We start from the raw sequence: 24,320 nt of genomic DNA on the forward strand, positions 1-24,320 counted from the left end.
CAAGGGCACCGGGCGTGGAAGCATCGATGGCAGAGCCGCATGCCTCACGGATCAGGACGCCCGCAGAGCCGCCGAACGCGGTCTAGAGCTTCGTCCGCCGTTCACCCGCGAGATGGCGGACACGGGCCAGAAGGTCGACGCCCATGTCGGTCGCCGCTCCGACCACGTCGATGGGCAGCCAGTTCTCCGCGATGCGCCCGTCCTCGCGGACGCGGTAGAAGTCCATCACGGGTATCCGCACGCGCCGCCCTGTCGGCGCCATGCCCAGCCATTCGGCGGAATGGGTGCCGATCACGGCGCCGCCCGTCACGGCGTAGGGCCCGTCGGACAGGCGCACGTGATGTCCTTCGGAAGCCCGGTCGGGGAAGGCCCGAAGGAAAGGAATCTGATGGCAGGCGCGGAAGCCTGCGAGACCCTTCATCGCGCCGATGCCCCCGCCAGCCATGTAATCGAAGTCCGGCGTCCAATGGTCCGCGTGCGGCATCGAATCGAGGTCCTGTCCGTCGAAGGCGTGCAGGGCCTCGTGCATGGCGAACACCGTCTCCAGCGCATCCGGCCCCGCCCATGGGCCGGCGCGATGGATGCCGTCGCCCGTGGCGGGACCGGGCCAAAGATGCTCGGCTCCGAGCGACGGGGGAAGGGGAGGGGTGCCGCACTGCCGTGCGAGGTCCACGAGGTCGAGGATGATCCGTGACTCGGCGATGCGCCCGCCCTCGACGGCATGCGTCTCGCCGTAGCGCAGATGGACCGTGCCGTTCGTCGCCGGGATGCCCCTGAGCGGGGCGCGCATGGTGCCCGAAAGCGTCCCGATCGCCGCGACGAGGGATGGACGGCGTGGTCCGGCCAACCGCTCGTCCGGGCGGTTCGTCCCTCCGGCGAGGACTATGTCCCGGCGGGTCATGTCGGGAATGGCGGCACGCAGCTCGGCGACGAAGCGCGGCACGGCCGCACCCGCGAGGCGTCCCCAAGGCTGCGAGACATGGAGCACCGCACCGGGGGCGTAGATCCCATCCGCATCGGCCCCATCCGCAAGCCGCAGGAGGAGGTCGCGCGCCGTGCGCTTCAGGGCTTCGGCCTCGATCATGTCCGGCGCTTCCTCCTTCGGGACCGGTAGGGGCGCCTCAACCGAGGAAGAGCCCGACGACGATCATCATCAGCCCCAGCGCGGACACGAAGAGCGCGCCGAGGTTCAGCGGCAGGATGCGCAGGAGCGCGGCGCGCAGCGCGTCGTCGTCCCCGCCCGCCACGCGGCGCGCGCGCGCGACCCGGAAGATGGAGAGGACCAGCCCGCCGAGCCCCAGCACCGTGAGGGCCACGCCGGTCCAGAGCGTGATCGTGGCTGCCATGCCGCGCCATTAGGCCGGCCTTCGGCGCCCGGCAAGCATCCCGCTGGCGACTTGCATCCAGGCAGTCTACGCCGACCCCCCAAGCTGCGAGGAGGGCAGGAGATGGATGGATCGGAGACGCCGGAGAGCTATCGCGTGACCGCCGAGGAGCTGCGTCAGTTCGTGGAGCGTTGGGAGCGGCTCGATCAGGAGAGGGCGGACATCGCGGACCAGCAGAAGGAGGTCATGGCCGAGGCCAAGGGCCGCGGCTACGACACCAAGGTGATCCGGAAGGTCATCGCGCTGCGCAAGCGCGACAAGGACGACATCGCCGAGGAGGAGGCGGTCCTGGACATGTACAAGCAAGCGCTCGGGATGTGACGCGCAGCATGCGCCGCCACGCCGCCCGGGCGCCCGGGGCGACGGCGCATCAGTCCAGACCCCATCGCCGCTCGTTGGCCTCGATCGCCGCGATGCGTTCGTCGACCTTGGGGTGCGTCAGCAGCCAGGCCGGCGTGCCGCCTCCAGCGCCGCCCGTGAGATGCTCGAGCTTGCGGAAGAGCGATTTCTGAGCGGCGGTGTCGATCCCGGACTTCACCAGGAGCGCGGTGGCGTAGGCGTCGGCCTCGTACTCGTCCTTGCGGGAGAGGCCGGCGGCGACGAGGCCCACGACCGCGTTCGCGATCAAAGGCCCGATCAGGGGGACGAAACGTCCTACCAGCCCCATCAGGATGACGCGGATGGCGTTCTGGCCCGAGAAGTCGATCATCCTGCGGCGGGAATGGCCCAGCGCCACGTGCCCGATCTCGTGGGCGATCACGCTGGCCAGCTCCTCCGCCGTGACGAGGCCCTGCTGGTACTTCTGCAGAAAGCCTCGGGTGACGAAGATCCGCCCGTCCGGCGCTGCGAGGCCGTTCACAGGATCGATCTCGTAGATCATCACGCGCACCCGCTCGACGTCGAGCGCCTCGGCCATGGGGGAGAGGAGACCGAGGAGGCGCCTGTCGGCCAATTCGGTCGACTTCGCGTCCAGCTCCTTGCGCGTGCGCCATGCGGAGAAGCGGTACATCAGAAGCGCGTAGCCGATTGCCAGCAGAATTGGGGTCAGCTTGAGCATGACCTGAGAATGGGGATCGTATGGCCCGAGGGAACCCCCGCAGGGTGCGGCCCATTCGCCCGGAGAAGGAGACGCCCATGCCCGACATCCCCGACTGGATCACGCCGCTGACGGATGCCCTGATCCTTATCCCGCTGATCATGCTCTACGTGCGCATCTCCGGCCTCCGGACCTTTGCTAAGATGAGCGCGCATGACTTCATCTCAACGGTCGCGGTCGGATCGACGTTGGCGGCGACCGTCCTGAACTACACGATCCCCTGGTGGCAGGGGGCGATCGGGCTGGCCGGATTGATCGGGGTCCAATGGCTCGTCGGCATCGTCCGCTCCCGCGCCCCGGCCGTTCAGCGCTGGAGCGACAACGAGCCCCTCGTGCTGATGCGGAACGGCACGGTGCGGCACGACGCGTTGCGGACGGCGCGGATCACGGACGACGATCTGCGGCAGAAGCTGCGGGTGGCGGGCATATCGGATCGTTCCGAGGTGGCGCTGATGGTCCTGGAGACGACAGGCGACACGTCGATCCTCAAGGAGATGCCCGAGGAGGACCTTCTCGTCGAGGTCAGGGGCGTTGAGGGGCCGCCGCGGCAAGGCACCGCCGCCTAGGCCAGAAGCCGCATGCCGCGCGTCAGCCCTTCGAGCGTAAGCGGAACCATCCGGTCCTCGCCCGTTATCGCGCGGATCATCTGCGTGGATCGGGTCAGGCGCCATTCGTCTTCGTGAACGGGGTTGATCCACAGGAAGCGACGCCAGGCTTCCGCGATGCGGCGCAGCCAGACCTCGCCGGCCTCCTCGTTCCAGTACTCGTTGGCGCCGCCGGGAAAGGCGATCTCGTAGGGCGACATGGCGGCATCGCCGACGACGATGCAGGTCCAGCCCGACCCGTGGCCGTTCAGGACCGCCCGGGTCGGCACGGCGTCGTCGGGGCGTCGCCGGGCCGTTCGCCAAAGGGTCTCGTAAGGGCAATTGTGGAAATAGAACGTGCCGAGATCCGCGAACTCGGCGCGAGCGGCGGAGAAGAGATCCTCGGCCGCGCGGACATGGTCGTCCATCGACCCACCGACGTCGAGCAGGAGGAGGACCTTCGCCGCGTTCCGCCTCTCGGGACGCGTGCGGACGTCGATGAAGCCCGAGCGGGCGGTCTCCCGGATGGTGGTGGCGAGATCCAGCTCCTCGGCGGCCCCGTCCCGCGCCCAGCGCCGCATGCGCCGGAGCGCCATCTTGATCGCCCGGGTGCCGATCTCCCGCGTGTCGTCGTAGTCCCGGAACTCGCGCCGATCCCAGACCTTCGCGGCGCGACGATGGCGCGACGTGTCCTGACCGATCCGAACGCCGTCGGGATTGTAGCCGTAGGCGCCGAAGGGCGAGGTTCCGGCGGTGCCGATCCACTTCGAGCCGCCCTGATGACGACCCTCCTGCTCCTCCAGGCGCTTGCGAAGAAGGTCCATCAGCGCCTTGAAGCCGCCGGGGCCGTTCACGGCGCCACGCTCCTCCTCCGTCAGATGCCGTTCGGCCAGCTTGCGGAGCCATTCCTCGGGCAGCGCGGCAGCGCTCAGCACGTCCCCGATGGGAACGGCCCCGGCATCCTCGAACGTGCGGGCGAAGGCGCGGTCGAACCGGTCGATCCGCGTCTCGTCCTTCACGAGGGCGGTGCGGGCGAGCCAGTAGAAGCCGTCCGGGGTCAGGCCCCCCTCGCCGGCCCGTAGGGCCGCGAGGAAATCGAGCCATTCGCCCAGGGTGGTGCCGCTTCCCTCCGCCCGAAGGGCGTGGAAGAAGGTCAGAAGCATCAGGACGACAGGCGCGTGACGACCACCGCGACGAGAAAGCCGACGAGGCCGAAGGCGATGCCGTAGCCGGCGGCGTATTGGGCCATGTCCGCAGCCTTGCCGCCGAGGGCCTTCGCCTTGCGTGCGCCGAGGAAGCCGCCGATCACAAATCCCAGCACGAAGAGCGGCATGACTGAATCCCCTCTAGCGAGGCGCCAAGCCCCGTATCTCAGCGACGCGGGCCGCCAAGGCCGTGCCCGAACCGAAGCCGTATCGCGCCCAGCCGAGGCTGTCCACGCGCAGCGCCTCCGCTTCGGCCGTGCGGCCGAGGAGTTTCAGCGCCTCGGCCTCGATCAGGCCGAGCGAGGCGAGGACGGAGGCGTTCTGCGCGGCATCGGCAGCGGGACGGTGCTGGCGCGCGATGGCGATCGCCGTCCGGGGCCGACCGGCGGAGAGGGCGAAGGCAGCCATCTGGACCGCGACATGCGCGCTCTGCACGGGAAGGTCGGCGCGGGCGTATATCTCGCCCGCCTGCAGAAAGGCGGCAAGCGCAGCGCTGCCATCGACGGACAGCGAGAGCCGGCCGTACACGTAGAGGGCGAAGGCCCTTCGGGTGTCGGGGAAGCGCCGCGCCTCCTCGGCGGCACGGACGGCGCGTTCGCGCCGCACCCTCGCCTGCCCGGGCCCCAGGGCGGCCGCCATCAAGGCCGACCATCGGGTATCGGTGGCAGGGTTGGTCAGGTCCACGCTTCCGCCTCGCGGGTTCAGCCTTGCGAGGATGCGCGGCAGGGCGGCCGCGGCGACCTCGCGCGACATGCCCGACCGCAGCTCGGGGGCATACGTCATTCGCAGCACGAGCATGTCGAAGGACGTCAGGACCGCATGGAAGTTGTCGTCGTTGAAGACCGAATCCGCGAGGTGCCAGAGATCGTTGAGCGGGCCGAGCGCCTGGGCCACCTCCTCGTGCAGGCAGTCGCGCTGCTCCTGCGGGGGAAGGTCGGAGGGGATGAAGACGACGACGTGCCGGCGCTCGGCGAGGGCGGCCCAGTCGGTCGTGCCGGCGCGGCGGCCGGCTTCGTACTCCGCCCAGGAGGAGGCGCGCGGCGCGACGAAGCAGGCGGCCGTGGGCACGATGCGCCGCACCACGTGCCCTGGAAGGATCTGCACCGTGATCGTGCGATCGCCCGCGGTGTCCAGGCGGATGTCGACGTCGGCCTCGTCTCGCAGGCGCCGCGTCAGCAGGTCCGCCTCGCCTGCAAGGTGGGGCGGCGCGCCGACGAGGCGCAGCGTGACGGGGCCTTCGAAACGGGTCAGGCGGGGCAGGGTCCGACCCGATTCCAGCGCGAAGTGCAGGTCGAGGAAGTCCCGCGCGATCGTCGCGTTGGAGCGGCGCAGGGGTCCCGGTGCAGAGGGACCGAATGTTTGCATCGCCGGCAGCGCCAAGTGCATCGGCACGGCGCGCGTCGTCTCCGGCGCCGGCGCGCAGGCCGCGAGGAGGGTCGATACCAGAAGGGCTGCCGGACGGATCACGACGGTCTCTGGTACTTTATGAATGGCGTCAGCTCGCCTACGCGGTCGTAGAGGCGCCGACCTGCGGCGTTGAAATGCTGGGTGGTCCAGTACACGCCCTTGGCACCGCGCCCGTCGGCATTGACGTAGACCCTTTCGATCAGAGCGCGGCCCGTGCCCGTTCCCCGGGTGGCTGGGTCCACGAAGAGGTCTTGAAGGTAGCACACCGGCTCGGCCTGCCATCCATGGGCGTGTAGGCAGTAGTGGGCGAGGCCAACGGGGCGGTCCACTACCGCGAGGAGGCAGTGGTAATCGTGCGCATCGCCCGAGAGAAGGCGTTCGAAATAGGCATCGAAGTAGGATGCGGGGCGCGTCGTCTCGTAGAACGCCAGATAGTGTTCCCAGAGGCGTCCCCAGCCCGCGCGGTCCGCGCGTGCGAGTGGACGGATGGCGAGGCCCGATGATTCCATGACCCTAGCCTAACGATGCCGGGGCGGATCTGTCCCGTCCCGCGGGGCGATCGCTCCGTGCGTTCGCGCAGGGCCGGGCCAGCCTTCCCCTTATCCTCGCGCACGTGGATCTCGACGGCCCGACCTTTCGACGGTCGTCCCTTCAGCGGCGCGTGCCCCGATCCATGAAAGCCAGGCGCTCGAAGAGGTGAAGGTCGGCTTCGGTCTTCAGCAGCGCCCCGTGGAGCGGGGGCAGGGCGTCGCCACCCCGCGCGCGCAGGTCCGCCGGCGCGAGGTCCTCGGCGAGGATCAGCCGCAGCCAGTCGAGCATCTCGGAGGTGGAGGGCTTCTTCTTCAGCCCGGGCGTCTCGCGGAGCTCGAAGAACCGCTCGAGCGCGGCCTCCAGGACCGCGTCCTTCACGCCCGGATGATGCGCCTCGACGATACGTCTGAGCGTCGCCTCGTCCGGGAACGGGATGTAGTGGAAGAAGCAGCGGCGCAGGAAGGCGTCGGGCAGCTCCTTCTCGTCGTTGGACGTGATGACCACGACGGGCCTGTGGCGGGCGCGCACTGTCTCGCCGGTCTCGTAGACATGGAACTCCATCCGGTCGAGCTCCTGAAGGAGGTCGTTGGGGAACTCGATGTCGGCCTTGTCGATCTCGTCGATCAGCAGGACCACGCGTTCGTCCGCGGCGAGCGCCTCCCACAGCTTGCCGGGGCGGATGTAGTTGGCCACGTCCGAGGTCCGCGCCTCGCCGAGCTGGCTGTCGCGCAAGCGGTTGACGGCGTCGTACTCGTAGAGGCCCTGGGCGGCGCGGGTGGTCGATTTTACATGCCATTCGATCAACGGGGCGCCGAGCGCAGCCGAGATCTGCCGCGCGAGCTCGGTCTTGCCGGTCCCGGGCTCGCCCTTCACGAGGAGCGGACGGCCGAGCGCGACGGCGGCGTTCACGGCGACGGCGAGGCCCTCGGTCGCGATGTAGCTGTCGGTGCCCTCGAAGCGCGCCATGGACTTCCTCCGATCCGGTGCGGCCCGGGCCGCTAAGCCACCGGGCAGCCGGCGTCAAACGCCTGCGGAGGCATGTCTTAGCATAGTGACACCCTGGCTTGGTGCGGATAGACGGGCGCCGGGGAAAGGCCGGCACCCCCCGCCCGGTCGCCAGGGAGAAGACGCGCACATGAAAGCCCAGGTTTTCTTGCCGGAGGATTACCGTCCAGCCGAGGACGAGCCATTCATGAACGATAAGCAGATCGAGTACTTCCGCCGGAAGCTGCTGGCGTGGAAGCAGGACCTGATGTCGGACACACGCGACACGGTCGAATCGATGAAGGACGGCACCCGCAACATTCCGGACGTCGCGGACCGTGCCTCCGAGGAGACGGATCGGGCGCTCGAGCTGCGGACCCGCGACCGGCAGCGCAAGCTCGTCGCTAAGATCGACGCCGCCCTGCGCCGGATCGACGAGGGCGAGTTCGGCTACTGCGAGGCCACGGGCGAGCCGATCTCCCTCAAGAGGCTCGACGCGCGCCCCATCGCCACCCTCTCGCTCGAGGCGCAGGAGAAGCACGAGCGGCGCGAGCGCGTCCATCGCGACGACTGACCTCTCCGAGGCCGCCGCGCGGGACAGGCCGGCAGGATCGAACAGGGGCCGCGACGTCCTGATTGCGGGGGGCGGGATCGCGGGACTGGCCGCAGCGCTCTCCTTCGCCCGGCTCGGCGGCCGCGTCGTCGTCTCCGAAGTCGCGCCCGTCCTTCGCGAGGTCGGCGCGGGCCTGCAGCTTTCCCCGAACGGGCATCGCGTGCTCGACGCGCTCGGTCTCTCCTCCGAGATGGAGGCCGCCGGCGAGCGGACGCGGGCGGTATGCCTGGTATCCGGCCGAACGGGCCGGGACGTGGCGCGACTGCCTCTCGATCGTCTGCACGGTTTCCGTCTTCTCCACCGCGCCGACTTGCATTCCATCCTCGAACGGGCTTGCCGGGAGGCGGGGGTGAAGCTGCTCCTCGGCCGCCATGTGGGGGCGCTGATCGACCGGGGCCGGCGGCCGACACTGCGTGTCGAACAGCGCGGCGAGAATGAGCTTCTCGACGCCGATCTGGTGATCGGTGCGGACGGCGTCGGGTCGCGCGTACGCGACGCGCTGGCGCCCGGTGCGGAACCGGCCTTCACCGGCCAGGTGGCGTGGCGCGCGACCGTGGAAGGGGAGGGGGCAGGCGATCCGGTCGCGACGGTGCACCTGTTCCCGGGTCGGCACGTGGTGACCTATCCCCTTCGCGGCGGAGCCCTTTGGAACGTGGTCGCGGTGGCCGAGCGAGGGGAGTGGAGGGCGGCGGACTGGCGGCTGCTCGGCGATCCCGACGAGATGCGGGCGGCCTTCGCCGATGCATCTCCGGGCCTGGCTGGCCTTCTCCAGCGGGTCGGGACCTGCTCGCACTGGGGGCTGCACGCCCTGCCGAAGCTGCCGCCGTTCACCGGCCAGGGGGTCGCGCTGATCGGCGATGCGGCGCACCCGACCCTGCCCTTCCTGGCGCAGGGCGCGAACTTGGCGCTGGAGGATGCGCTGAGCCTGGCGCTCGCCACCGATGCGCCCGCGACCCTGGACCGGGCGCTGCGGGGCTGGGAAGCGGCGCGGCGGGACCGGGTGGCCAGGGCCTTGGCGGCAGCGCGGGACAACGCGCGCAACTACCACATGGGCGGGCCTGGGCGGCTGGCTGGCTGGGCGGCCCTTGGAACCGCGAGCGTGCTGGCCCCTGGGCTTCTCCTGCGGCGCTACCGCTGGCTGTGGGACGCGGACGTCACCGCCTAGGCGGTCCTCCCGCTGCCTGCCGAGGAACCCCGGGCCAATCATGCATGGCGCGGGCCGCCTTCCCGACCATCCAGGCCTTTCAGGCGCCTAGCTCGATCCAGACGGGCGTGTGGTCGGAGGGTTTCGCCTTCGCCCTCGGCGCGGTCTCAATCCATGCGCCCGCCAGCAGGTCGGCAGCCTGCGGGCTGAGGAGGTGATGGTCGATCCGCAGCCCTTCGTTCCGGTCGAAGGCGCCGCGCTGGTAGTCCCAGTAGGAATAGTGGCCCGGCCCCGGCTCGCGCAGGCGGAACGCGTCGAAGTAGCCCATGTTCTCGATCCGGCGGAAGGCCTCGCGCGTCTCAGGCCTGAAGAGGGCGTCGTCCTCCATGACCTCGGGTCGGGCGACGTCGATCCGCTGCGGGATCACGTTGTAGTCGCCGCCCATCACCACGGCCTCCTCCGTGCTGAGAAGTTCGTCCGCGCGCAGGCGCATCCTCTCCATCCAGCGCAGCTTGTAGTCGTATTTGGGGCCGGGCGCAGGGTTGCCGTTCGGCAGGTAGAGGGCGCAGACCCGCACCGCCACGTCCCCGACGACGGTCGCTTCGATCCAGCGCGCCTCCTCGTCGTCGGCGCCCTCCCGGCCCGCGCCCTCCGCGCCAGGCAAGCCGCGCCGCACGTCCTCGATCGGATGCTTCGCGGCGATGGCGACGCCGTTGAAGCCTTTCTGGCCATGCGTCTGTAGATTGTAGCCCGCGTCCTCGAAGACCTCGCGGGGGACGGCCTCGTCCACCGATTTCAGTTCCTGCAGGAGGGCGATGTCCGGCGCGCTGTCGCGCAACCAGTCCGCGACGATCTGCGCGCGGGCCTTGATGCCGTTGACGTTGAAGGTGGCGATACGCATGGAGCCGGGGATGGCGCGACGGGTCGGTGCGCGCAAGCCTGTCCGGGGCCCCTGGATGCCCCGCAAATGATCGGATAACGCCCGATCCACGCCCCAGGCCGGCATCAGTTCGGGCGGGCCGGAAACATGGAAGGCCTCACGAATGCCGTTGACTTGGAACGCTATCTTTCTCGGATCGAGGCGGGACTTCGATACGGACGAGAGAACGTCCGCGACCGAGTTACTCTTCAGTCGCGGCGTGACCTTCGGCAGCGCCAACGATCCGCTGGCAGGGAAATTCGCTAAATTTACAGTGAACGATACCGACGGCGACAACCGCTGGGATCGTGACAACAACCCTTCCACCCAAGAGACCGCCACCCTTGTTGAGGGCAACGATACAGAATTAGTGTTGTTGGATAGCGCCATGGGCTACGACGCGACGCTGACCTATGCGGACGGCACAACAGCAAATATCTCGGCCGTCTTGGCACAGCTTGCCGACGGCCGCTTCTATTTGCTGCCCGAGTTTCAGAACAATTCGGATGTCGCGGCGATGGAGGCGGGGCCGATCCGCTCGCTCAGACTTAATCGATCCCTTACTAACGATGCACAAATCGTTGCGGACCGCGTCGCCACAAACTTCGTTCCCTGTTTCGAGGCTGAAACGCGGATCGCGGTTCCAGGTGGCCGGGCGCGTGCCGGGAACCTAGTCGCAGGGGATCTGTTGGTGACGCCAGATGGCCCCGTGCCGATCCTCTGGGTCGGCCGCAGCCGCGTTCCGGCGTCGGGCGGGAACGCCCCCGTCCGGTTTGCGCCGGGTGCCATCGGGAACGCGCGGGTGCTGAGGGTGTCGCCCGAGCACCGGATGCTGGTGACGGGTTGGCGGGCCGAACTCCTCTACGGCGAGGCGGCGGTCCTGGTGCCGGCGAAGTCGCTGCTCGGCATGGCCGGCGTCACGAGGGAGGAGGGCGGATGGATCGACTACGTCCACATCCTGACGAAGCGCCACTCCATCCTCGATGCCGAAGGCGCCGCTGCCGAAAGCTTCTTCCCCGGAGCCGAAGCGATGGCGCGCCTGTCGCCGGTCGATCGCCTGCGGATCCTGGCCGCCCTGCCCGACGGCATCGCCGCCTACGGGGCCGCCGCCCCCATCATCCGTTCCCGCTCGGCCCTGCCACTGGCAGCATAGCGATCACGTCGCAGCGTCCGGGCCGGACGCGCGAGGCCTACATGGCGAAGGATACGCCGCAGCCGCAGGCCGAGGCGGCATTGGGGTTGTCCACGGTGAACCGTGCGCCGATCAGCTCCTCGGTGAAGTCGATCACGGCGCCGGTGAGGAAGGGCATCGAGACCTCGTCGACCAGGACCCGCTCGCCCGCGCCCTCGAGGACGGTATCCCCATCCTCCGGTTCGCCAAGCTCGATCCGATACTGAAAGCCCGAGCAGCCCCCGCCGTCCACTGCGACGCGCAGGGCCTTGCCCTGCGCGGCGGCGCCGATCTCGGACAGGCGCTCGTAGGCCCTGTCGGTCACTTTCGGCGGAAGGAACATCCGGGACCCCCGTGGATTCACCCTTTTCCAATGTTTGCATATAAGGATGGTGGAGGACGTTCCAACGTCCGCCAAGAGAAAGGGTCCTTCGATGACGGCGCCGCTTCGCAAGCAGGACCTCGGGCCCGTGCCGCGGACAGGCCCGTTGCCCGCGCCCGCCTGCCGCCCGGACGCGACGCGCGGGCGCCTTCACGACGAGGAGGACTTCGATCACCGCGGGCCGTTCCAGCGCGACCGCGACCGCATCATCCACGCGAGCGCCTTCCGACGGCTCAAGCACAAGACGCAGGTCTTCCTGGAGCATGAAGGCGATCACTACCGCACCCGCCTGACCCATTCGATCGAGGTCGCGCAGGTCGCGCGAACCATCGCCCGCGCATTGGGCCTGAACGAGGATCTGGCGGAGGCCGTCGCCCTGGCGCACGACCTCGGCCACACGCCATTCGGCCATACGGGCGAGGACGCGCTCTCCGAATTGATGGCAGTCCATGGCGGCTTCGACCACAACGCCCAAGCGATCCGCATCGTCACCCGGCTGGAGCGATCCTATGCCCGCTTCGACGGGCTCAACCTCACGTGGGAGACGTTGGAGGGCATCGCCAAGCACAACGGTCCCGTGCCCGCCCCTCTGCCCTGGGCCTTGGCGGAGTACGACCGCGTTCAGGATCTCGAGCTGACCACCCACGCCTCGGCCGAGGCGCAGGTCGCGGCGCTGTCGGACGATGTGGCCTACAACAATCACGACATCCAGGACGGGCTTCGCGCGCGCCTCTTCACCGAGCGTGAGGCGTCTGAACTGCCGCTGGTCGGTGCGGCCTTCGCGGAGGTGGGCACCGTGTTCCCGGGCCTCGACGCCCGCCGCCGGAGGGCGGAGGCCCTGCGACGGGTCTTCGGCGCCATGGTCGCCGACGTTATCGAGACCAGCAGGACGCGCATCCGTGAGGTCGCGCCCACGGACGCGGACGCCGTGCGCCGCGCCGGCGTCCCGGTGATCCGCTTCTCGGACGCGATGTGGGCGGACCTCCAGGTGATCCGCGCCTTCCTCTTCACTCGGATGTATCGGGCGCCGGCCGTGATCGAGATGCGGACGCGTGTGACGGGCGTGGTGCGGGAACTGTTCCCGATCTATCTCGACCAGACCTCGCTCCTCCCCCGGGAATGGCAGGACGACGTTCGTGCGACCGAAGGCGATGCAACGCAGACGGCGCGCCTCGTCTCGGACTACGTCGCGGGGATGACCGATCGCTTCGCCCTGCGGGAATGGAGCCGCCTGACCGGCCGCGCCTTGGGGTGAGGGTGCGGCGCGCCTTGCCACCCCCGCGAAGGGGCGGCTAGGGCGCAGGGGTGGACCTTCTCGGCGCCATCCTGTCGGACCTTCGGTCCGCGCTCCCCGAGGGCTTGAACTTGGACGCCGTCGTCCTGCGGAAGGCGCCCACGACGTCTCAGGGGGATCTGGCGACGAACGCCGCACTCGTCGCCGGAACCGATCCGGCGGTGCTGGTGCGGCGGCTTTCCAAGGATTTCCGCATCGATCGCGCCTCCGCCGCGGGCGGCTTCGTCAACCTGAGGCTTTCGAAGGCGGCCCTGGACGATGCGCTGAAGGTCGCCGCCGACATGGGGCCTGATTGGGGCACGGCGGGTGACCGAGGTGAACCCGTCTCGATCGAGTTCGCCTCCGCCTATCCGACGCCCGGCCTCAGCGCCTCGCACCTTCGGCAGGCGGCCTTCGGCGACGCCCTCGCCCGGACGCTGGAATTCGCCGGCCATGCCGTGACGCGCGAATACTACGTCGGCGACGGGGGCGCGCAGGCCGATACGTTGGCCCGCGCCGTCCGTGGCGTGCAGGAGGGTCGCACCACGGACCCCGCGCTGGCGCCGATCGCCGCTGATGCGCCCGACGGCGGCGATGACGAGGACGGATGGCTCGCTCCTCTGAGGGCCCATGCTGTGCGCGGCGCGATGCGGATGGTGCGATCGGAACTCGAGGCATTCGGCGTACGCATGGATCGCTTCATCTTCGAACGGGCGCTGATGGAAGGCGGCGCCGTGGCCGCCGCGGTCGCGGACCTCGATGCGGCCGGTCACGTGCGGGACGGCTACATCTTCGCCGCCGACCGGTTCGGGGACGAGCGTGCGCGCCCCATGCGCCTCGAGGATGGGCGATGGACTTACTTCGCAGGCGACGTGGCCGCCCATCGCCTGCGGCTGGAAGGGCACCGAACGCTGATCGACGTCCTCGGAACCGATCACGCCGCCTATCGACGTCGGCTTACCGCCGCGGTGACGGCCCTATCGGGGGGCGCCGCGACGCTCGATCTGCGGCTGGTCGGTCCGGCCGACGGTCCGCCTGCGGCCGAGATCCTCGAGACGCTCGGGCCGGACATCGCGCGGCTCGCGCTGTTGGCGCCGCGCGCGGAGGTGCCGATGACCTTCGACATGGCGGGCGCCCGCGGTGTCGCATGGGGGAATCCCGCCTGGCGCGTGCTGTCCGCCGCGGCGCGGCTCGGCGAGGTGGGGGCGAACGGCGGGGGGGCCCCGCGCCCCCTAGCGCTGGCGATCGCTTCCTGGCCGCACGTGGCACGATGCGCGGCCGCCGAACGCAATCCGAGGATCGTCCTGTCGCATTTGCTGGATATCGCTGAACGTTCCATCGCCGCGCTGGACCGGCCCGAAGGCCTGGACGATGCCGGCCGGCGTGCCGCGGCGGCGTCGATGGCGGCGGGCCTTTCGTGTCTCGGCGTCCGGCCGCCGCCCGACCTCGGCTGAAGGCGCGGACCGTCGCGCAGGGGCCACGGCGCGGTGGCGCCGTTGCCACCTCCGCGGGTCCGGCGGTTGCCGGGCGGGCGCGACTCGGGACAGTCTGTGGAGGTCAGCGGAGAGCGACGGAAGATCGCCACGCCGCCGGACATCGAGCGAGGGCACGAGATGACCGACATTGAACGGACCGGCATGGCCGGGGGGCCGGATATACGCATGGCTTTGGCTGCCGTGACCCAGCGCACCGTGCAATGGGTCGGAGCCGGCGCTTCCCTCGCCTTGGTCGCCGGTGGGCTCTGGTGGGGGTGGCAGACCCTCAGCCGTGAAGCGTCCGGCGTCCCGGTGATCCAGGCGTTGGCCGATCCAATGCGCGAGCGGCCCGCGGATCCGGGCGGACGGGTGATCCCGCACCAGGGATTGTCCGTGAACGCGGTCGCGGGCGGGGACGGCGTCCGACCCGGGGCCGACCGGGTAATCCTCGCCCCCGGGCCCGAGGCGCCGCGCGAGGAGGACGTGATCCTCGCCGTCCTGCGGGAGGAGGCGCCCGCGCCAGTTCCCGTGGCGGTCACGTCGCCCATCGAGGACGCGATCACCGCTGCGCTGAACGCTGATGCCGAGGTGCTGCCCGCCTCCGTGCCGGGGGTGACGCTGTCGCTTCGGCCGCGCGTGCGGCCCGGCGCGCTCGCCCGCCGGGCCCCCGTGCCCGACGCGCCCGAGATCGCCCCGGAGGCGTTGACCGCTGGTGCGCTGCTCGCGCAGATCGGCACCTTTCCCGACGAGGACACGGCCCGTGCCGAATGGACGCGCCTCGCCTCCGCGCATCCGGCCCATCTCTCCGGGCGCGAGCGGGTGATCCAGCGGCGCGAGACGGGGGGACGGTCCTGGGTGCGTCTGCGCGCCGCCGGGTTCGGCGGGCGTCCCGAGGCGGTGCGCTTCTGCGACGCGATGCTCGCGGGGGGCGTCGAATGCGTCCCGGTCGAGCACCGCTGACATGCCGGGCGCCTACGCATTCGGCTGCGCCGGCACCACGATCACCCCGGGGGAGAGGGCCTTCTTCCGCGAGGCCGACCCGTGGGGCTTCATCCTCTTCGCGCGCAACGTGCAGACGAAGGATCAGCTGCGCGCGCTGACCGGCGACCTGCGCGAGGCGGTGGGTCGGCACGTGCCGATCCTGATCGACCAGGAGGGGGGACGCGTGCAGCGGATGGGCCCACCCGTCTGGCGCCGCTACCTGCCCGCGCTGGACGCGATCCGCGCCGCGGGCGAGCGGCCGGAGAGGGCGATGTGGATCCGCCAGCGCCTGATCTCGCAGGAGCTGCACGAGGTCGGCATCGACGTGAACTGCGTTCCCTGCCTTGACCTCCTCTACCCGCGGACGCACCCGATCCTGGCGAACCGCCTCTACGGCTCGACCGTGGAGGAGGTCGTCCGGATCGCCCGCGCCGTGGTCGCAGGGGGCAAAGCGGGCGGCGTGCTGCCGGTCGTCAAGCATCTGCCGGGCTACGGCCGGATGCGGGTCGACCCGCACTTGGGCCTGCCGCGCCTCTCTGCGCCGGTTGAAGAACTGTCCGACACCGATTTCGCCCCGTTCCGCGAATTCGCCGACGAAGCGATGGGAATGACCGCCCACGTGCTGATCCCCCAGATCGACGAGACCACGCCGGTCACCCTCTCGCGCGAGGGGATCGACTTCCTCCGCGCGGAGATGGGTTGGGACGCGCTTCTGATGACCGACGACATCTCGATGGAGGCCCTGCAGGGGACGGCGGCGGAGCGGGGCGAGCGGGCCGTCGCCGCCGGGTGCGACGTCGTCCTGCATTGCAACGGCGAGATGGCCGAGATGGAGGGGATAGCCGCGCGGTGCGGAATGCTTTCCAACGGCGCGTTACGCCGCGCCGCCGCCGTGCCTCCGGCCCCCGCCCCCCAGGAAAGTGACATCCCCGCCCTGATCGCCGAATACGAGGAGATCGTCGGGAGGGTTCCGTGAGCGAAGTCGAAGAGAGGTTGCAGGCCGAGGCGTTCCTCGTGGACGTGGAGGGCTACGAGGGCCCGCTCGACCTGCTGCTCGCCATGGCGCGGACGCAGAAGGTCGATCTGCGCCAGGTCAGCGTCCTGTCCCTCGCCGAGCAGTATCTCGCTTTCACACGCGAGGCGGCGGCCGTCAGGCTCGAGCTCGCGGCCGACTACCTCGTGATGGCGGCGTGGCTGGCCTTGCTGAAGTCCCGCCTCCTCCTGCCGCCCGACCCGGAGGAGGAGGGGCCGGGCGCGGAGGAACTGGCCGATCACCTGGCCTTCCAGCTCCAACGGCTGGAGGCGATGCGCGAGGCGGGCGCACGGCTCATGGCGCTGGACCGGCTAGGGCGCGAGCGGTTCGCGCGCGGTGCGCCGGAGGCGGTCGAGACGGCCGTGACGATCCGCTATCGGGCGAACGTGCTCGATCTGATGCAGGCCTATGCGCGCATCCGCACCCGCGACGAGTTTCGGCCCTACGCGGTGGACCGCACGGACCTCGACACGATGGAGGCCGCGCTGGAGCGGCTCCGCCGCATCGTCGGCGGCGTACCCTCCTGGACCAACCTGATGGACTTCCTGCCTGATGGATGGACCCGTGGGAAGCGGGGGCGTTCGGCCGCGGCGGCGACTTTCGCGGCCTCGCTCGAGTTGGCGAAGGCCGGCCGGATCGCGATCCGCCAGGCGGGCACATTCGAGCCGATAGAGATCCGGACCCGTGACTGACGGCAGCGCCAACACCGATGCGCCGCCCGCAAGCGCGCCCGCGCAGGAGCGCCTGTTCGACGCGCCCCCCGCGGCCGAGCAGGAGCGGATGGCCGAGGCGATCCTCTTCGCCGCCGCCGAGCCGATGCGGCTGCAGGACCTCGCCGCACGCCTTCCCGAGGGATCGGACCCCGCGCGGGCCATCGAGGCGCTGCGCCGTCGCTACGAGGGCAGAGGGATCGTGCTGGAGGGCGCCGGCGGCGGCTTCGCGTTCCGCACGGCGCGCGACCTCGCCTTCCTGATGCGGCGCGAGACGCTGCGGACGCGCAAGCTGTCGCGCGCCGCGATCGAAACGCTCGCCATCGTCGCCTACCATCAACCGACCAGCCGCGCCGAGATCGAGGAGATACGCGGCGTCTCCGTCAGCACCGGCACGCTTGAGCAGCTTCTCGAACTGGACTGGATCGGCCTGGGCAAGCGGCGCGAGACCCCGGGGCGTCCCGTCACCTACGTGACGACGCGCGCGTTCCTCGATCATTTCGGCCTCGGCAGCCCCCGCGATCTGCCGGGCCTGAAGGAGCTGCGGCAGGCCGGGCTCCTCGAGAACCGCCCGCCGCCGGGAACGCCGTTGCCCGAGGACGACCAGCGCCCGCTCCCCATCGGGGGGGACGAACGAGACGCATCCGAGGAGGACCGATGAGCTTCGACCGCATCGTGCAGATGATCCTGCGCCAAGTGATGAACCGGCTGATCCGGGGCGGCGTGAACGCCGGGATGGATGCCGGGGGGCGCGCTGCACGGCGGCGGAGCGGCGCCTCGAAAAGCGACCGACCCCGCCGCTGAGGGCCTATTCCGGCGCCCCTAGGGCAGCCCGTCAGGCGAAATGCTTGGAGAGCTTCAGGCCCTGACCCTGGTAGTTCGACCCCAGCCCCGCGCCGTAGAGACGGCTGGGGCGTTCGGCCATCCGCTCGTACACGAGGCGCCCGACGACCTGTCCGTGCTCGAGGACGAAGGGCGCCTCGTGGCAGCGTACCTCCAGCACGCCGCGCGCGGGGGTGCCGTGACCGAAGCCGGGATCGAAGAACCCCGCGTAATGGACCCGGAACTCGCCCACCATGGCGAGGTAGGGGGCCATCTCGGCCGCGTATCCTGGCGGGATGTGCACCGCCTCGCGGCTGACGAGGATGTAGAACGCCCCGGGGTCCAGGATCAGGTGGTCGCGGCGCGCGTGAAGCGGTTCCCAGAACTCGGCTGCCTCGTGCGCGGCGACGCGGCGCATATCGACGGCGCCGGAGTGCGGCTTGGCCCGCCAGCCGACGATCCCCTCTCGCGCGAGGTCGACGGAGAAGCGCAGGCCGTCCTCGATGAGGGCGGGGCGGTCGACCAACCTCTCGGCCTCGTGGAGGGACGCGAGCGCCTCGTCGTCCAGCCGCGCCTCGCCGCGGCGGAAACGTATCTGGCAGAGCGCCAGGCCAGCGTCGATCACCACGGAGAAGGACCTCGGGCAGATCTCGACCCAGAGCGGCCCTCGATAGCCGGGCGGGACGCGGTCGAACTCGCTTCCGTCGTCGGTGATGACGCGGGTCAGAAGGTCCAGGCGACCTGTCGAGGACTTGGCGTTGCAGGTTGCCGAAAGGTCCGGCGGAAGGGCCAGCGCCTCCTCCAGCGGCACGAGATAGACGCACCCTCGCTCCAGCACCGCACCGTTCCCGATCGCGAAGGAGTGCATCTCGAACTCGGCCAGCCGGTCCGCTACGCTTCGTCCCTCGCCCGCGAGGAAGGATGCCCGGACCCGGTGGGCCCGCTGCCCGAGCCGCAGGTCGAGCGACGCTGGCTGCACCTGCCCGTCCGTGATCGGCGCGCCCTTCGCGAGGATCGTTCCCTCGACGATCAGCGCGTCGATGCTCTGACAGGGAAGAACGCCGTCGGTCATTTCGGTCCTTCGGAGCGAAACGCCCCGCCCCGGCGGAGGCGAGGCGTTCTCTATGGTCGGGCTAGCAGGACTCGAACCTGCGACCTTCCGTCCCCCAGACGGACGCGCTACCAGGCTGCGCCATAGCCCGCCGGAGGCCCCTCTACCAAGCGCGGCGGCGGGGGCAAGCCCCTTGGGGGCGCTTCATCCCTCCATCCTGTGGAGAAGATCGCGCATGCGGCCTTCGATCCGCCGGAGCGACGCGCGCTCGATCGCGCGAAAGCGACGCCAATGCGGTCGGGACGGTCGCAGCGGAGGCAGCGGAACCTCGTCGTCATCCGCGGGATCGGACGGCAAGGCGGCGAGGAGGCCCGAGAAACGGCCCGCTTCTTCCGGCACCAAGGCAGGCCCCAGACGCTGCGCTGCGAAGAGCCGGGACGGAGGGGCGTCATCGGTTTCTCCGGCCATGACTTTTCCATCCTCCGAAGGAACCTTCTCCTTGACGAAGCGATCGTCGCCCGCCGCTGTCTCGCCCATGGCGTGGGCGGCCATGTCGGAAAACGCCGCGGGGTCTTCGTGACGGGCTCCTTCACCGGCGGACGGCAGGCCGGAGGAGGGCTCGGTTGTTCCGTCGGCGTCCGAACCGTCCTCGCTGCCCGTGGCCTTCGACTGGGGGTGGGAGAGTCCATCCGCGGCCGGATCGTTCTTCTCGAAGGGCGCCACGTTCCGATCCCCTGCAGGTTCCGATCCGGCGGGGGGGGCATCTCCATCGGCAGGAGGCGCGGGGGCTGCGGGAAGCGGGCGATCGTCTCCGGCTCGCGGTGAGGCGCCATCGCCGGCCGTACCCAGGCCGCCGCCCTCCACCGTGCCGCCGGTGGGTCGCGGCATGTACGCTGCCGCTTCGGCACCCCGGGACGCATCCGTGCCGCCGTCCTCGTCCGGCTTCGCGGCGGAGGTGCCTTCGACCGCGTCGTCCTCCGGATCGACGGGGGCGCCCTTGGCCGCGACGGCTGCCGGACCGTCCTCCCGCATCATCTTCTGGACGCCCTTGATCGTCATCCCTTCGTCATGGAGGAGCGTCCGGATCCCCGACAGCAGCGCCACGTCGTCCGGCCGGTAATAGCGACGGCCCCCGGCGCGCTTGACGGGCTTCACCTGCGTGAACTTCGTCTCCCAGAAGCGGATGACATGAGCCTGGACGCCCAGTACTTCGGCCGCCTCGGAGATCGTGCGGAACGCCCCGGCGGCCTTCGCCATGGCGTCAGCTCACCGGGGCCGGCGCATCCGCCACCCGGTCGCGCATCAGGTGCGACGGCCGGAAGGAGAGGACCTTGCGCGGCGCGATCGGCACCTCTTCGCCGGTCTTCGGGTTGCGGCCGATGCGCTCGGCCTTCTGACGAACGCTGAACGTTCCGAAGCCCGATATCTTCACCTGCTCGCCCCGCACGAGCGCGTCGGAAACATGCTCGAGCACGGATTCGACCAGGCCAGCGCTCTCGTTGCGGGAAAGGCCGACCTCACGGTACACAGCCTCGCTCAAATCCATACGCGTCAGGGTTTTCCCGGCCATCTGCTTTCCCCATCCCTATCCCCCCAAGCCTGCCGGAAGGAACGCGGGGCGGTCAACCCGAACAGGGGCGGAACGACGGCGGCCCCGTTCCGGTCAGAGGCGGAACGCGACCGCGCCCCAGACGAGCCCGCCGCCGATGGCTTCGCAGACCACGATCTGCCCCTCTCGCAGCCGTCCGTCCGCGCGGCCCGCTGCCAGCGCCAGGGGGATCGAGGCGGCCGACGTGTTGCCGTGGTCCTGGACGGTGACGATCACCTTCTCCATCGGGGTCCGCAGCTTCTTCGCGGTCCCTTCGATGATGCGGACGTTCGCCTGGTGGGGAACCACCCAATCGACGTCGCCATGATCGAGGCCCGCGTGTTCCAAGGCGGCCGTCGCCGTCTGCGCGAGCTTCGAGACCGCGTGGCGGAATACCTCGCGCCCCTGCATCCTGAGCTTGCCGGAGGTGCCACCCATGCTGACGCCGCCATCGACGTAGAGAAGGTCGGCGTAGGAGCCGTCGGAGTTCAGGTCGACCCCGAGGATGCCGCGCTCGCCCTCGCGCGCCTCCAGCAGGACCGCTCCGGCGCCGTCGCCGAAGAGGACGCAGGTGCCGCGGTCCTCGAAGTCGAGGATGCGGGAATAGGTCTCCGCCCCGACCACGAGGACCCGCCGCGCGAGGCCGGCGCGGATCAGCGCGTCGGCGTTCCCCATGGCGAAGACGAACCCCGCGCAGGCCGCCATGATGTCGTAGGAGAAGCCCCGCACGCCCAAGGCGGACTGGGTCTTCACCGCCGTGGAGGGAAACGTCTGGTCCGGCGTGGTCGTCGCCACGATCACCGCGTCGACCTCGGCCGGATCGACCCCGGCATCGACGAGCGCGGCCCGTCCCGCGGCGATGGCCAGATCGCTCGTCAACTCGCCGTCCGCCGCGAAGTGGCGGCGTTCGATCCCCGTCCTCTCGCGGATCCAGGCGTCGGACGTGTCGAGGAAGCCCGAGAACCAGTCGTTCGGGACGACGCGGTCGGGCAAATGGGCGCCGATGCCCGTGATCACCGCACGTACGGTCATTCTTCGACCTCCCCGGCGATCTCGCCCACCTCGGCAAGGCGCATGGCCAGCCGCTCCTCGAATCCGGATCGGACGAGCCGTGCGGACAGCCCGATCGCCGCGGCGACCCCGGTCGCGTCCGCTCCGCCATGCGACTTCACCACCGTCCCACCGAGCCCCAGGAAGACGCCGCCGTTTACGCGGCGAGGATCGATCCGCTGGCGCAGGCGCCTGAGCGAGCTCAGCGCGAAGAGCGCGCCGAGGCGCGACAGGGGGGAGTGGGTGAACGCGCCCTGCAGAAGGTCGCCGACCAGCTTGGCCGTTCCCTCGCCCGTCTTCAACGCGACGTTCCCGGTGAAGCCGTCCGTGACGACGACGTCCACGCGGTCGCCCGGGATGTCGCCCCCCTCGACGAAGCCGACATAGTCGAACCCGGCATCGTCAGCGGCGGCTGCGATGGCCTGCCCGGCCTCTCGTATCTCCGGGCGGCCCTTGTGATCCTCGGTTCCGACGTTGAGCAACCCGACCCGCGGGCGCCCGAGCCCGAGCCCGTTCCGCGCATACGACGCCCCCATGAGCGCGTACTGGACCAGATCGCGCGCGTCGGCACGGATGTCCGCGCCCACATCGAGCATTACGTTGAAGCCGGACGGGTTCCGCGACGGCCAGAGGCAGGCGATCGCCGGGCGCTGCACGCCGGGAAGCTTCCGCAGCCGCAGCATCGAGACCGCCATGAGCGCGCCCGTGTTCCCGCAGGAGACCACGGCCCGTGCATGACCGTCCCGGACCGCCTCCACGGCGTTCCACATGGAGGTTCCCGCGCCCCGGCGCATCACGGTGGACGGCTTGTCCTGCATGGACACGACCTCGGAGGTGTGCCGCACCTCCGCGATCGCCCCGAGCCCCCTCCGGTCGATCTCGGCGGTGAGGGCCTCGCCGTCGCCATGAAGGATGACAGCGAGATCGGGGTCGTGCGCCGCGGCCTCCGCAACACCTTTCACGACGGCCCCCGGCCCCCGGTCACCGCCCATCGCATCGACCGAGATCACCGTCCGACGCGGGGGGGACGGATCGCCGGCCCGGATGTCGGCGGGTTCGGTCACGGTCGGACCGGGCAAGGAGGCTTCAGGCCGCGTCGTCGTCTAGTTCGACGGTGTCCTCCGCGAGGACTTCACGGTCCGCGTAATGGCCACATGCGCCGCAGACGTGATGCGGGCGCTTCAGTTCCCCGCAGTTCGGGCACTCGGCCGGGTTGGACGCCGTCAGGGCATCGTGCGCGCGGCGCATGTTGCGGCGCGACTTCGTGACCTTGTTCTGCGGGACGGCCATTTGGGAAACCTCGATGTCGGGCGGGGTCGAAGGACGCCCCGGATGCGTGTCGGATGCCTCGCCGGGCGGCGTGCGCGGCGGACCGGCGCGGGGGATCGGGCCGGGCCGGAAGTCGCGTCGATATACGCCGATTCACCCGTGGCGCAACCCTGCGAAGGCGGTGCCTTCAGTCCCCCATCCGATCCCTCAGGGCCCGGAGCCCTGCGAGCGGCTTCGCGTCCTCGTCCGTCATCGCCTCGACGCCCGGGGCGGCGAACACCGCCTCGCCCAGCTCGGCGCCCTCGGCGCGGGGAAAGGCCGGCAGCGCCAGCGAGAGCGCTTCCTCGAAGAGGGCGGCTGGATCGAACGTCTCGGGCGCCTCTTCCCACTCGTCGTCGTGCCGGGCCATCTCGCGCTCGCCCGCCGGGGCGGGCGGCGCCTCGCCGTAGCGGCGGACGAGGTCCTCATCGATCCGGGTCGACACCGGAGCGAGCGTCACCCCGCACGGCTGGCGCACCGTGGCGCCGAGCCGCCCGTCGAAGAGCCATCCCCCCGAGGCCGCGCGCAACGTCCCTTCGAGGCGCGCCTTGGAGAGGCCGGTCAACCCCAGGCGCCCGGCCATGTCCGCAGCCTCGGGCGCGGAGGGAGCCCAGGACACCGCCATGCCTTCCGGCCCCACGTCCGCCAACCTCAACCGTTCGCTCATCGCACGCCTCCGACTTGCCCCGCCGCGCCCGCACCCTGTAAGCCGCTGCAAAGGGGCGGACCAGACCGCCCGGCGCACGGGGACGACCGATGGCATCGAAGCACCTGACGATCCTCGCCGCCGCCCTGGCCTTCGCCGGCTGCACGCCGATCGTCAGCGAACACGGCTACATCCCCCCAGCGCAGGAGCTGGCGCGCCTGCAGATCGGGGTAGACACCCGCGACACGGTGGCCGAGGCCGTCGGCCGCCCCTCCACTTCCGGGGTCACGGAGGGCGACTGGTACTACGTCGCCTCCACCCGCCGGACCTTCGGGCCCTTCGCTCCCCGCATCACCGCGCGGGAGGTGGTCGCGATCACCTACGACGACGCCGGCCGCCTCGCGAACGTCGAGCGGTTCGGGCTTCGCGAAGGGCGGGTCGTGGCCCTCTCGCGTCGCGTCACGCAGAGCACCGTGCGCCGGCCCGGCTTCCTGAGCCAGCTCCTGACCAGCGTCGGCCGCCTGCAGGCCGGCGACTTCCTCGCCGACTAGCCTCAAGCGTCGCCGCCCGGCGGGCTTGGCTCGAAGTCTAGGGCGACGCCGTTGATGCAGTAGCGCAGGCCCGTGGGCTTCGGCCCGTCGGGGAACACGTGCCCGAGATGCCCCTCGCACCGCTCGCAGTGAACCTCCGTCCGGCGCATGAACCACGATCGGTCCTCGCTCTCGCCGACGTTCTCCTCGTTGATCGGCTGGTAGAAGCTGGGCCAGCCGGTGCCGCTGTCGAACTTCGTGGCCTGCTCGAAGAGCGGCAGCCCGCACGCCTTGCAGACATAGACCCCAGGCTCCTTCGGGAAGTCCTCATGGGTGCCGGCACGCTCGGTGCCGTGCTTGCGCAGGACCTTGTAGGCCTCCGGCGACAGCTCGGCGCGCCACTCCTCGTCCGTCTTGGTAACCTTTTCCATG

The 24,320-nt window shown here is 70.4% G+C and carries 31 protein-coding genes and 1 tRNA gene; 13 read left to right on the plus strand and 19 right to left on the minus strand.

Features of this window, described 5'->3' with window-relative positions; translation table 11 throughout:
- Positions 1-82 precede the first annotated feature (82 nt).
- The gene (locus BCF33_RS02330) at positions 83-1,084 is read right to left on the minus strand and encodes an ester cyclase (RefSeq protein ID WP_106159324.1); all 1,002 of its coding nucleotides are present in this window, start codon (positions 1,082-1,084) and stop codon (positions 83-85) included.
- A 37-nt stretch (positions 1,085-1,121) separates the two neighbouring features.
- Complete coding sequence (locus tag BCF33_RS02335) at positions 1,122-1,346, minus strand: hypothetical protein (RefSeq protein ID WP_106159325.1); 225 nt, start codon at positions 1,344-1,346, stop codon at positions 1,122-1,124.
- A 102-nt stretch (positions 1,347-1,448) separates the two neighbouring features.
- Between BCF33_RS02335 and BCF33_RS02340 the strand changes: the two genes are divergently transcribed.
- The gene (locus tag BCF33_RS02340) at positions 1,449-1,706 is read left to right on the plus strand and encodes a DUF2312 domain-containing protein (protein WP_106159326.1); all 258 of its coding nucleotides are present in this window, start codon (positions 1,449-1,451) and stop codon (positions 1,704-1,706) included.
- Between the two features lie 49 nt (positions 1,707-1,755).
- On the opposite strand, the gene BCF33_RS02345 is transcribed toward BCF33_RS02340, so the two are convergent.
- Positions 1,756-2,442: a M48 family metallopeptidase gene (locus BCF33_RS02345; protein WP_106159327.1), complete on the minus strand. Its 687-nt coding sequence runs from the start codon at positions 2,440-2,442 to the stop codon at positions 1,756-1,758.
- Between the two features lie 77 nt (positions 2,443-2,519).
- On the opposite strand from BCF33_RS02345, the gene BCF33_RS02350 reads away from it, so the two are divergent.
- On the plus strand, positions 2,520-3,047 hold the full coding sequence (locus BCF33_RS02350) for a DUF421 domain-containing protein (protein WP_158259334.1): 528 nt from the start codon (positions 2,520-2,522) through the stop codon (positions 3,045-3,047).
- Here BCF33_RS02350 and BCF33_RS02355 read toward each other — a convergent pair.
- From BCF33_RS02355 to BCF33_RS02370, 5 genes are all read right to left on the minus strand, one after another.
- Positions 3,044-4,228 carry a vWA domain-containing protein gene (locus BCF33_RS02355; protein WP_106159329.1) on the minus strand — a complete coding sequence of 395 codons (1,185 nt, stop codon included), beginning with the start codon at positions 4,226-4,228 and terminating at the stop codon, positions 3,044-3,046. The genes BCF33_RS02350 and BCF33_RS02355 overlap by 4 nt on opposite strands.
- On the minus strand, positions 4,228-4,398 hold the full coding sequence (locus BCF33_RS14165; protein WP_170073270.1) for a hypothetical protein: 171 nt from the start codon (positions 4,396-4,398) through the stop codon (positions 4,228-4,230). The genes BCF33_RS02355 and BCF33_RS14165 overlap by 1 nt, the downstream gene beginning before the upstream one ends.
- A 13-nt stretch (positions 4,399-4,411) precedes the next feature.
- Positions 4,412-5,737 carry a DUF2927 domain-containing protein gene (locus BCF33_RS02360; protein WP_245883691.1) on the minus strand — a complete coding sequence of 442 codons (1,326 nt, stop codon included), beginning with the start codon at positions 5,735-5,737 and terminating at the stop codon, positions 4,412-4,414.
- The gene (locus BCF33_RS02365) at positions 5,734-6,186 is read right to left on the minus strand and encodes a GNAT family N-acetyltransferase (protein WP_106159330.1); all 453 of its coding nucleotides are present in this window, start codon (positions 6,184-6,186) and stop codon (positions 5,734-5,736) included. Before BCF33_RS02365 ends, BCF33_RS02360 begins: the two co-directional genes overlap by 4 nt.
- A 142-nt stretch (positions 6,187-6,328) precedes the next feature.
- The gene (locus BCF33_RS02370; RefSeq protein WP_106159331.1) at positions 6,329-7,174 is read right to left on the minus strand and encodes an AAA family ATPase; all 846 of its coding nucleotides are present in this window, start codon (positions 7,172-7,174) and stop codon (positions 6,329-6,331) included.
- 169 nt (positions 7,175-7,343) lie between these two features.
- Between BCF33_RS02370 and dksA the strand changes: the two genes are divergently transcribed.
- Complete coding sequence (gene dksA / locus BCF33_RS02375; protein ID WP_106159332.1) at positions 7,344-7,766, plus strand: RNA polymerase-binding protein DksA; 423 nt, start codon at positions 7,344-7,346, stop codon at positions 7,764-7,766.
- Between the two features lie 61 nt (positions 7,767-7,827).
- Positions 7,828-8,970, plus strand: a complete 1,143-nt coding sequence (locus BCF33_RS02380) for an FAD-dependent monooxygenase (RefSeq protein WP_281260009.1) — start codon at positions 7,828-7,830, stop codon at positions 8,968-8,970.
- A 79-nt stretch (positions 8,971-9,049) separates the two neighbouring features.
- Here the strand turns inward: BCF33_RS02380 and xth are convergent, their stop codons facing one another.
- Positions 9,050-9,850, minus strand: coding sequence for an exodeoxyribonuclease III (xth, locus tag BCF33_RS02385; RefSeq protein WP_106159333.1), 801 nt, complete (start codon positions 9,848-9,850; stop codon positions 9,050-9,052).
- A 238-nt stretch (positions 9,851-10,088) separates the two neighbouring features.
- Between xth and BCF33_RS02390 the strand changes: the two genes are divergently transcribed.
- The gene (locus BCF33_RS02390) at positions 10,089-11,021 is read left to right on the plus strand and encodes a Hint domain-containing protein (protein WP_158259335.1); all 933 of its coding nucleotides are present in this window, start codon (positions 10,089-10,091) and stop codon (positions 11,019-11,021) included.
- Between the two features lie 37 nt (positions 11,022-11,058).
- Here BCF33_RS02390 and BCF33_RS02395 read toward each other — a convergent pair whose 3' ends face one another.
- On the minus strand, positions 11,059-11,382 hold the full coding sequence (locus BCF33_RS02395; RefSeq protein ID WP_106159335.1) for a HesB/IscA family protein: 324 nt from the start codon (positions 11,380-11,382) through the stop codon (positions 11,059-11,061).
- 91 nt (positions 11,383-11,473) lie between these two features.
- On the opposite strand from BCF33_RS02395, the gene BCF33_RS02400 reads away from it, so the two are divergent.
- From BCF33_RS02400 to BCF33_RS13985, 7 genes are all read left to right on the plus strand, one after another.
- The gene (locus BCF33_RS02400) at positions 11,474-12,676 is read left to right on the plus strand and encodes a deoxyguanosinetriphosphate triphosphohydrolase (RefSeq protein ID WP_106159336.1); all 1,203 of its coding nucleotides are present in this window, start codon (positions 11,474-11,476) and stop codon (positions 12,674-12,676) included.
- A gap of 50 nt (positions 12,677-12,726) precedes the next feature.
- Positions 12,727-14,148: an arginine--tRNA ligase domain-containing protein gene (argS, locus tag BCF33_RS02405; protein WP_106159337.1), complete on the plus strand. Its 1,422-nt coding sequence runs from the start codon at positions 12,727-12,729 to the stop codon at positions 14,146-14,148.
- Between the two features lie 159 nt (positions 14,149-14,307).
- The gene (locus BCF33_RS02410) at positions 14,308-15,129 is read left to right on the plus strand and encodes an SPOR domain-containing protein (protein ID WP_146132774.1); all 822 of its coding nucleotides are present in this window, start codon (positions 14,308-14,310) and stop codon (positions 15,127-15,129) included.
- A gap of 1 nt (position 15,130) precedes the next feature.
- Positions 15,131-16,126: a glycoside hydrolase family 3 N-terminal domain-containing protein gene (locus BCF33_RS02415; RefSeq protein ID WP_106159339.1), complete on the plus strand. Its 996-nt coding sequence runs from the start codon at positions 15,131-15,133 to the stop codon at positions 16,124-16,126.
- Positions 16,123-16,875: a segregation and condensation protein A gene (locus BCF33_RS02420; RefSeq protein ID WP_245883692.1), complete on the plus strand. Its 753-nt coding sequence runs from the start codon at positions 16,123-16,125 to the stop codon at positions 16,873-16,875. The genes BCF33_RS02415 and BCF33_RS02420 overlap by 4 nt, the downstream gene beginning before the upstream one ends.
- Positions 16,868-17,554 carry an SMC-Scp complex subunit ScpB gene (scpB, locus tag BCF33_RS02425; protein ID WP_245883693.1) on the plus strand — a complete coding sequence of 229 codons (687 nt, stop codon included), beginning with the start codon at positions 16,868-16,870 and terminating at the stop codon, positions 17,552-17,554. Before BCF33_RS02420 ends, scpB begins: the two co-directional genes overlap by 8 nt.
- Complete coding sequence (locus BCF33_RS13985) at positions 17,551-17,697, plus strand: hypothetical protein (protein ID WP_158259336.1); 147 nt, start codon at positions 17,551-17,553, stop codon at positions 17,695-17,697. Before scpB ends, BCF33_RS13985 begins: the two co-directional genes overlap by 4 nt.
- Positions 17,698-17,728: 31 nt before the next feature.
- Here BCF33_RS13985 and BCF33_RS02430 read toward each other — a convergent pair whose 3' ends face one another.
- The 8 genes from BCF33_RS02430 to BCF33_RS02465 form a co-directional block, all read right to left on the minus strand.
- The gene (locus tag BCF33_RS02430; RefSeq protein WP_106159340.1) at positions 17,729-18,787 is read right to left on the minus strand and encodes a 2'-deoxycytidine 5'-triphosphate deaminase; all 1,059 of its coding nucleotides are present in this window, start codon (positions 18,785-18,787) and stop codon (positions 17,729-17,731) included.
- A 53-nt stretch (positions 18,788-18,840) separates the two neighbouring features.
- Positions 18,841-18,917, minus strand: a tRNA-Pro gene (locus BCF33_RS02435).
- 53 nt (positions 18,918-18,970) lie between these two features.
- Positions 18,971-20,023, minus strand: a complete 1,053-nt coding sequence (locus BCF33_RS02440; RefSeq protein WP_106159341.1) for a MerR family transcriptional regulator — start codon at positions 20,021-20,023, stop codon at positions 18,971-18,973.
- Positions 20,024-20,027: 4 nt separating this feature from the next.
- Positions 20,028-20,336, minus strand: coding sequence for an integration host factor subunit alpha (gene ihfA / locus BCF33_RS02445; RefSeq protein ID WP_106159342.1), 309 nt, complete (start codon positions 20,334-20,336; stop codon positions 20,028-20,030).
- Positions 20,337-20,429: 93 nt separating this feature from the next.
- Entirely contained in the window at positions 20,430-21,386 is a 957-nt protein-coding gene (locus tag BCF33_RS02450; protein WP_106159343.1) for a beta-ketoacyl-ACP synthase III, read from the minus strand.
- Positions 21,383-22,468: a phosphate acyltransferase PlsX gene (plsX, locus tag BCF33_RS02455; protein ID WP_281259996.1), complete on the minus strand. Its 1,086-nt coding sequence runs from the start codon at positions 22,466-22,468 to the stop codon at positions 21,383-21,385. The genes BCF33_RS02450 and plsX overlap by 4 nt, the downstream gene beginning before the upstream one ends.
- A 22-nt stretch (positions 22,469-22,490) precedes the next feature.
- Entirely contained in the window at positions 22,491-22,694 is a 204-nt protein-coding gene (gene rpmF / locus BCF33_RS02460; RefSeq protein WP_106159344.1) for a 50S ribosomal protein L32, read from the minus strand.
- A gap of 166 nt (positions 22,695-22,860) precedes the next feature.
- A complete protein-coding gene (locus BCF33_RS02465) occupies positions 22,861-23,379 on the minus strand; it encodes a YceD family protein (protein WP_106159345.1) in 519 nt (172 codons plus the stop codon).
- 89 nt (positions 23,380-23,468) lie between these two features.
- Between BCF33_RS02465 and BCF33_RS02470 the strand changes: the two genes are divergently transcribed.
- Entirely contained in the window at positions 23,469-23,909 is a 441-nt protein-coding gene (locus BCF33_RS02470; RefSeq protein ID WP_106159346.1) for an outer membrane protein assembly factor BamE, read from the plus strand.
- A 2-nt stretch (positions 23,910-23,911) separates the two neighbouring features.
- Here the strand turns inward: BCF33_RS02470 and msrB are convergent, their stop codons facing one another.
- Positions 23,912-24,319 (minus strand): peptide-methionine (R)-S-oxide reductase MsrB, encoded by a 408-nt coding sequence (gene msrB / locus BCF33_RS02475; RefSeq protein ID WP_106159347.1) that lies wholly within the window; start codon positions 24,317-24,319, stop codon positions 23,912-23,914.
- Between the last annotated feature and the right edge of the window lies 1 nt (position 24,320).

It is taken from the genome of Hasllibacter halocynthiae (assembly GCF_003003095.1).
Taxonomy (GTDB): domain Bacteria; phylum Pseudomonadota; class Alphaproteobacteria; order Rhodobacterales; family Rhodobacteraceae; genus Hasllibacter; species Hasllibacter halocynthiae.

Bases quoted from the DNA above. Each gene is read 5' to 3' on its own strand.
- BCF33_RS02330 (WP_106159324.1), bottom strand. From the start codon at position 1,084: ATGATCGAGGCCGAAGCCCTGAAGCGCACGGCGCGCGACCTCCTCCTG.
- BCF33_RS02335 (WP_106159325.1), bottom strand. From the start codon at position 1,346: ATGGCAGCCACGATCACGCTCTGGACCGGCGTGGCCCTCACGGTGCTG.
- BCF33_RS02340 (WP_106159326.1), top strand. From the start codon at position 1,449: ATGGATGGATCGGAGACGCCGGAGAGCTATCGCGTGACCGCCGAGGAG.
- BCF33_RS02345 (WP_106159327.1), bottom strand. From the start codon at position 2,442: ATGCTCAAGCTGACCCCAATTCTGCTGGCAATCGGCTACGCGCTTCTG.
- BCF33_RS02350 (WP_158259334.1), top strand. From the start codon at position 2,520: ATGCCCGACATCCCCGACTGGATCACGCCGCTGACGGATGCCCTGATC.
- BCF33_RS02355 (WP_106159329.1), bottom strand. From the start codon at position 4,228: ATGCTTCTGACCTTCTTCCACGCCCTTCGGGCGGAGGGAAGCGGCACC.
- BCF33_RS14165 (WP_170073270.1), bottom strand. From the start codon at position 4,398: ATGCCGCTCTTCGTGCTGGGATTTGTGATCGGCGGCTTCCTCGGCGCA.
- BCF33_RS02365 (WP_106159330.1), bottom strand. From the start codon at position 6,186: ATGGAATCATCGGGCCTCGCCATCCGTCCACTCGCACGCGCGGACCGC.
- BCF33_RS02370 (WP_106159331.1), bottom strand. From the start codon at position 7,174: ATGGCGCGCTTCGAGGGCACCGACAGCTACATCGCGACCGAGGGCCTC.
- dksA (WP_106159332.1), top strand. From the start codon at position 7,344: ATGAAAGCCCAGGTTTTCTTGCCGGAGGATTACCGTCCAGCCGAGGAC.
- xth (WP_106159333.1), bottom strand. From the start codon at position 9,850: ATGCGTATCGCCACCTTCAACGTCAACGGCATCAAGGCCCGCGCGCAG.
- BCF33_RS02395 (WP_106159335.1), bottom strand. From the start codon at position 11,382: ATGTTCCTTCCGCCGAAAGTGACCGACAGGGCCTACGAGCGCCTGTCC.
- BCF33_RS02400 (WP_106159336.1), top strand. From the start codon at position 11,474: ATGACGGCGCCGCTTCGCAAGCAGGACCTCGGGCCCGTGCCGCGGACA.
- BCF33_RS02410 (WP_146132774.1), top strand. From the start codon at position 14,308: ATGACCGACATTGAACGGACCGGCATGGCCGGGGGGCCGGATATACGC.
- BCF33_RS02415 (WP_106159339.1), top strand. From the start codon at position 15,131: ATGCCGGGCGCCTACGCATTCGGCTGCGCCGGCACCACGATCACCCCG.
- BCF33_RS13985 (WP_158259336.1), top strand. From the start codon at position 17,551: ATGAGCTTCGACCGCATCGTGCAGATGATCCTGCGCCAAGTGATGAAC.
- BCF33_RS02430 (WP_106159340.1), bottom strand. From the start codon at position 18,787: ATGACCGACGGCGTTCTTCCCTGTCAGAGCATCGACGCGCTGATCGTC.
- BCF33_RS02440 (WP_106159341.1), bottom strand. From the start codon at position 20,023: ATGGCGAAGGCCGCCGGGGCGTTCCGCACGATCTCCGAGGCGGCCGAA.
- ihfA (WP_106159342.1), bottom strand. From the start codon at position 20,336: ATGGCCGGGAAAACCCTGACGCGTATGGATTTGAGCGAGGCTGTGTAC.
- BCF33_RS02450 (WP_106159343.1), bottom strand. From the start codon at position 21,386: ATGACCGTACGTGCGGTGATCACGGGCATCGGCGCCCATTTGCCCGAC.
- rpmF (WP_106159344.1), bottom strand. From the start codon at position 22,694: ATGGCCGTCCCGCAGAACAAGGTCACGAAGTCGCGCCGCAACATGCGC.
- BCF33_RS02465 (WP_106159345.1), bottom strand. From the start codon at position 23,379: ATGAGCGAACGGTTGAGGTTGGCGGACGTGGGGCCGGAAGGCATGGCG.
- BCF33_RS02470 (WP_106159346.1), top strand. From the start codon at position 23,469: ATGGCATCGAAGCACCTGACGATCCTCGCCGCCGCCCTGGCCTTCGCC.
- msrB (WP_106159347.1), bottom strand. From the start codon at position 24,319: ATGGAAAAGGTTACCAAGACGGACGAGGAGTGGCGCGCCGAGCTGTCG.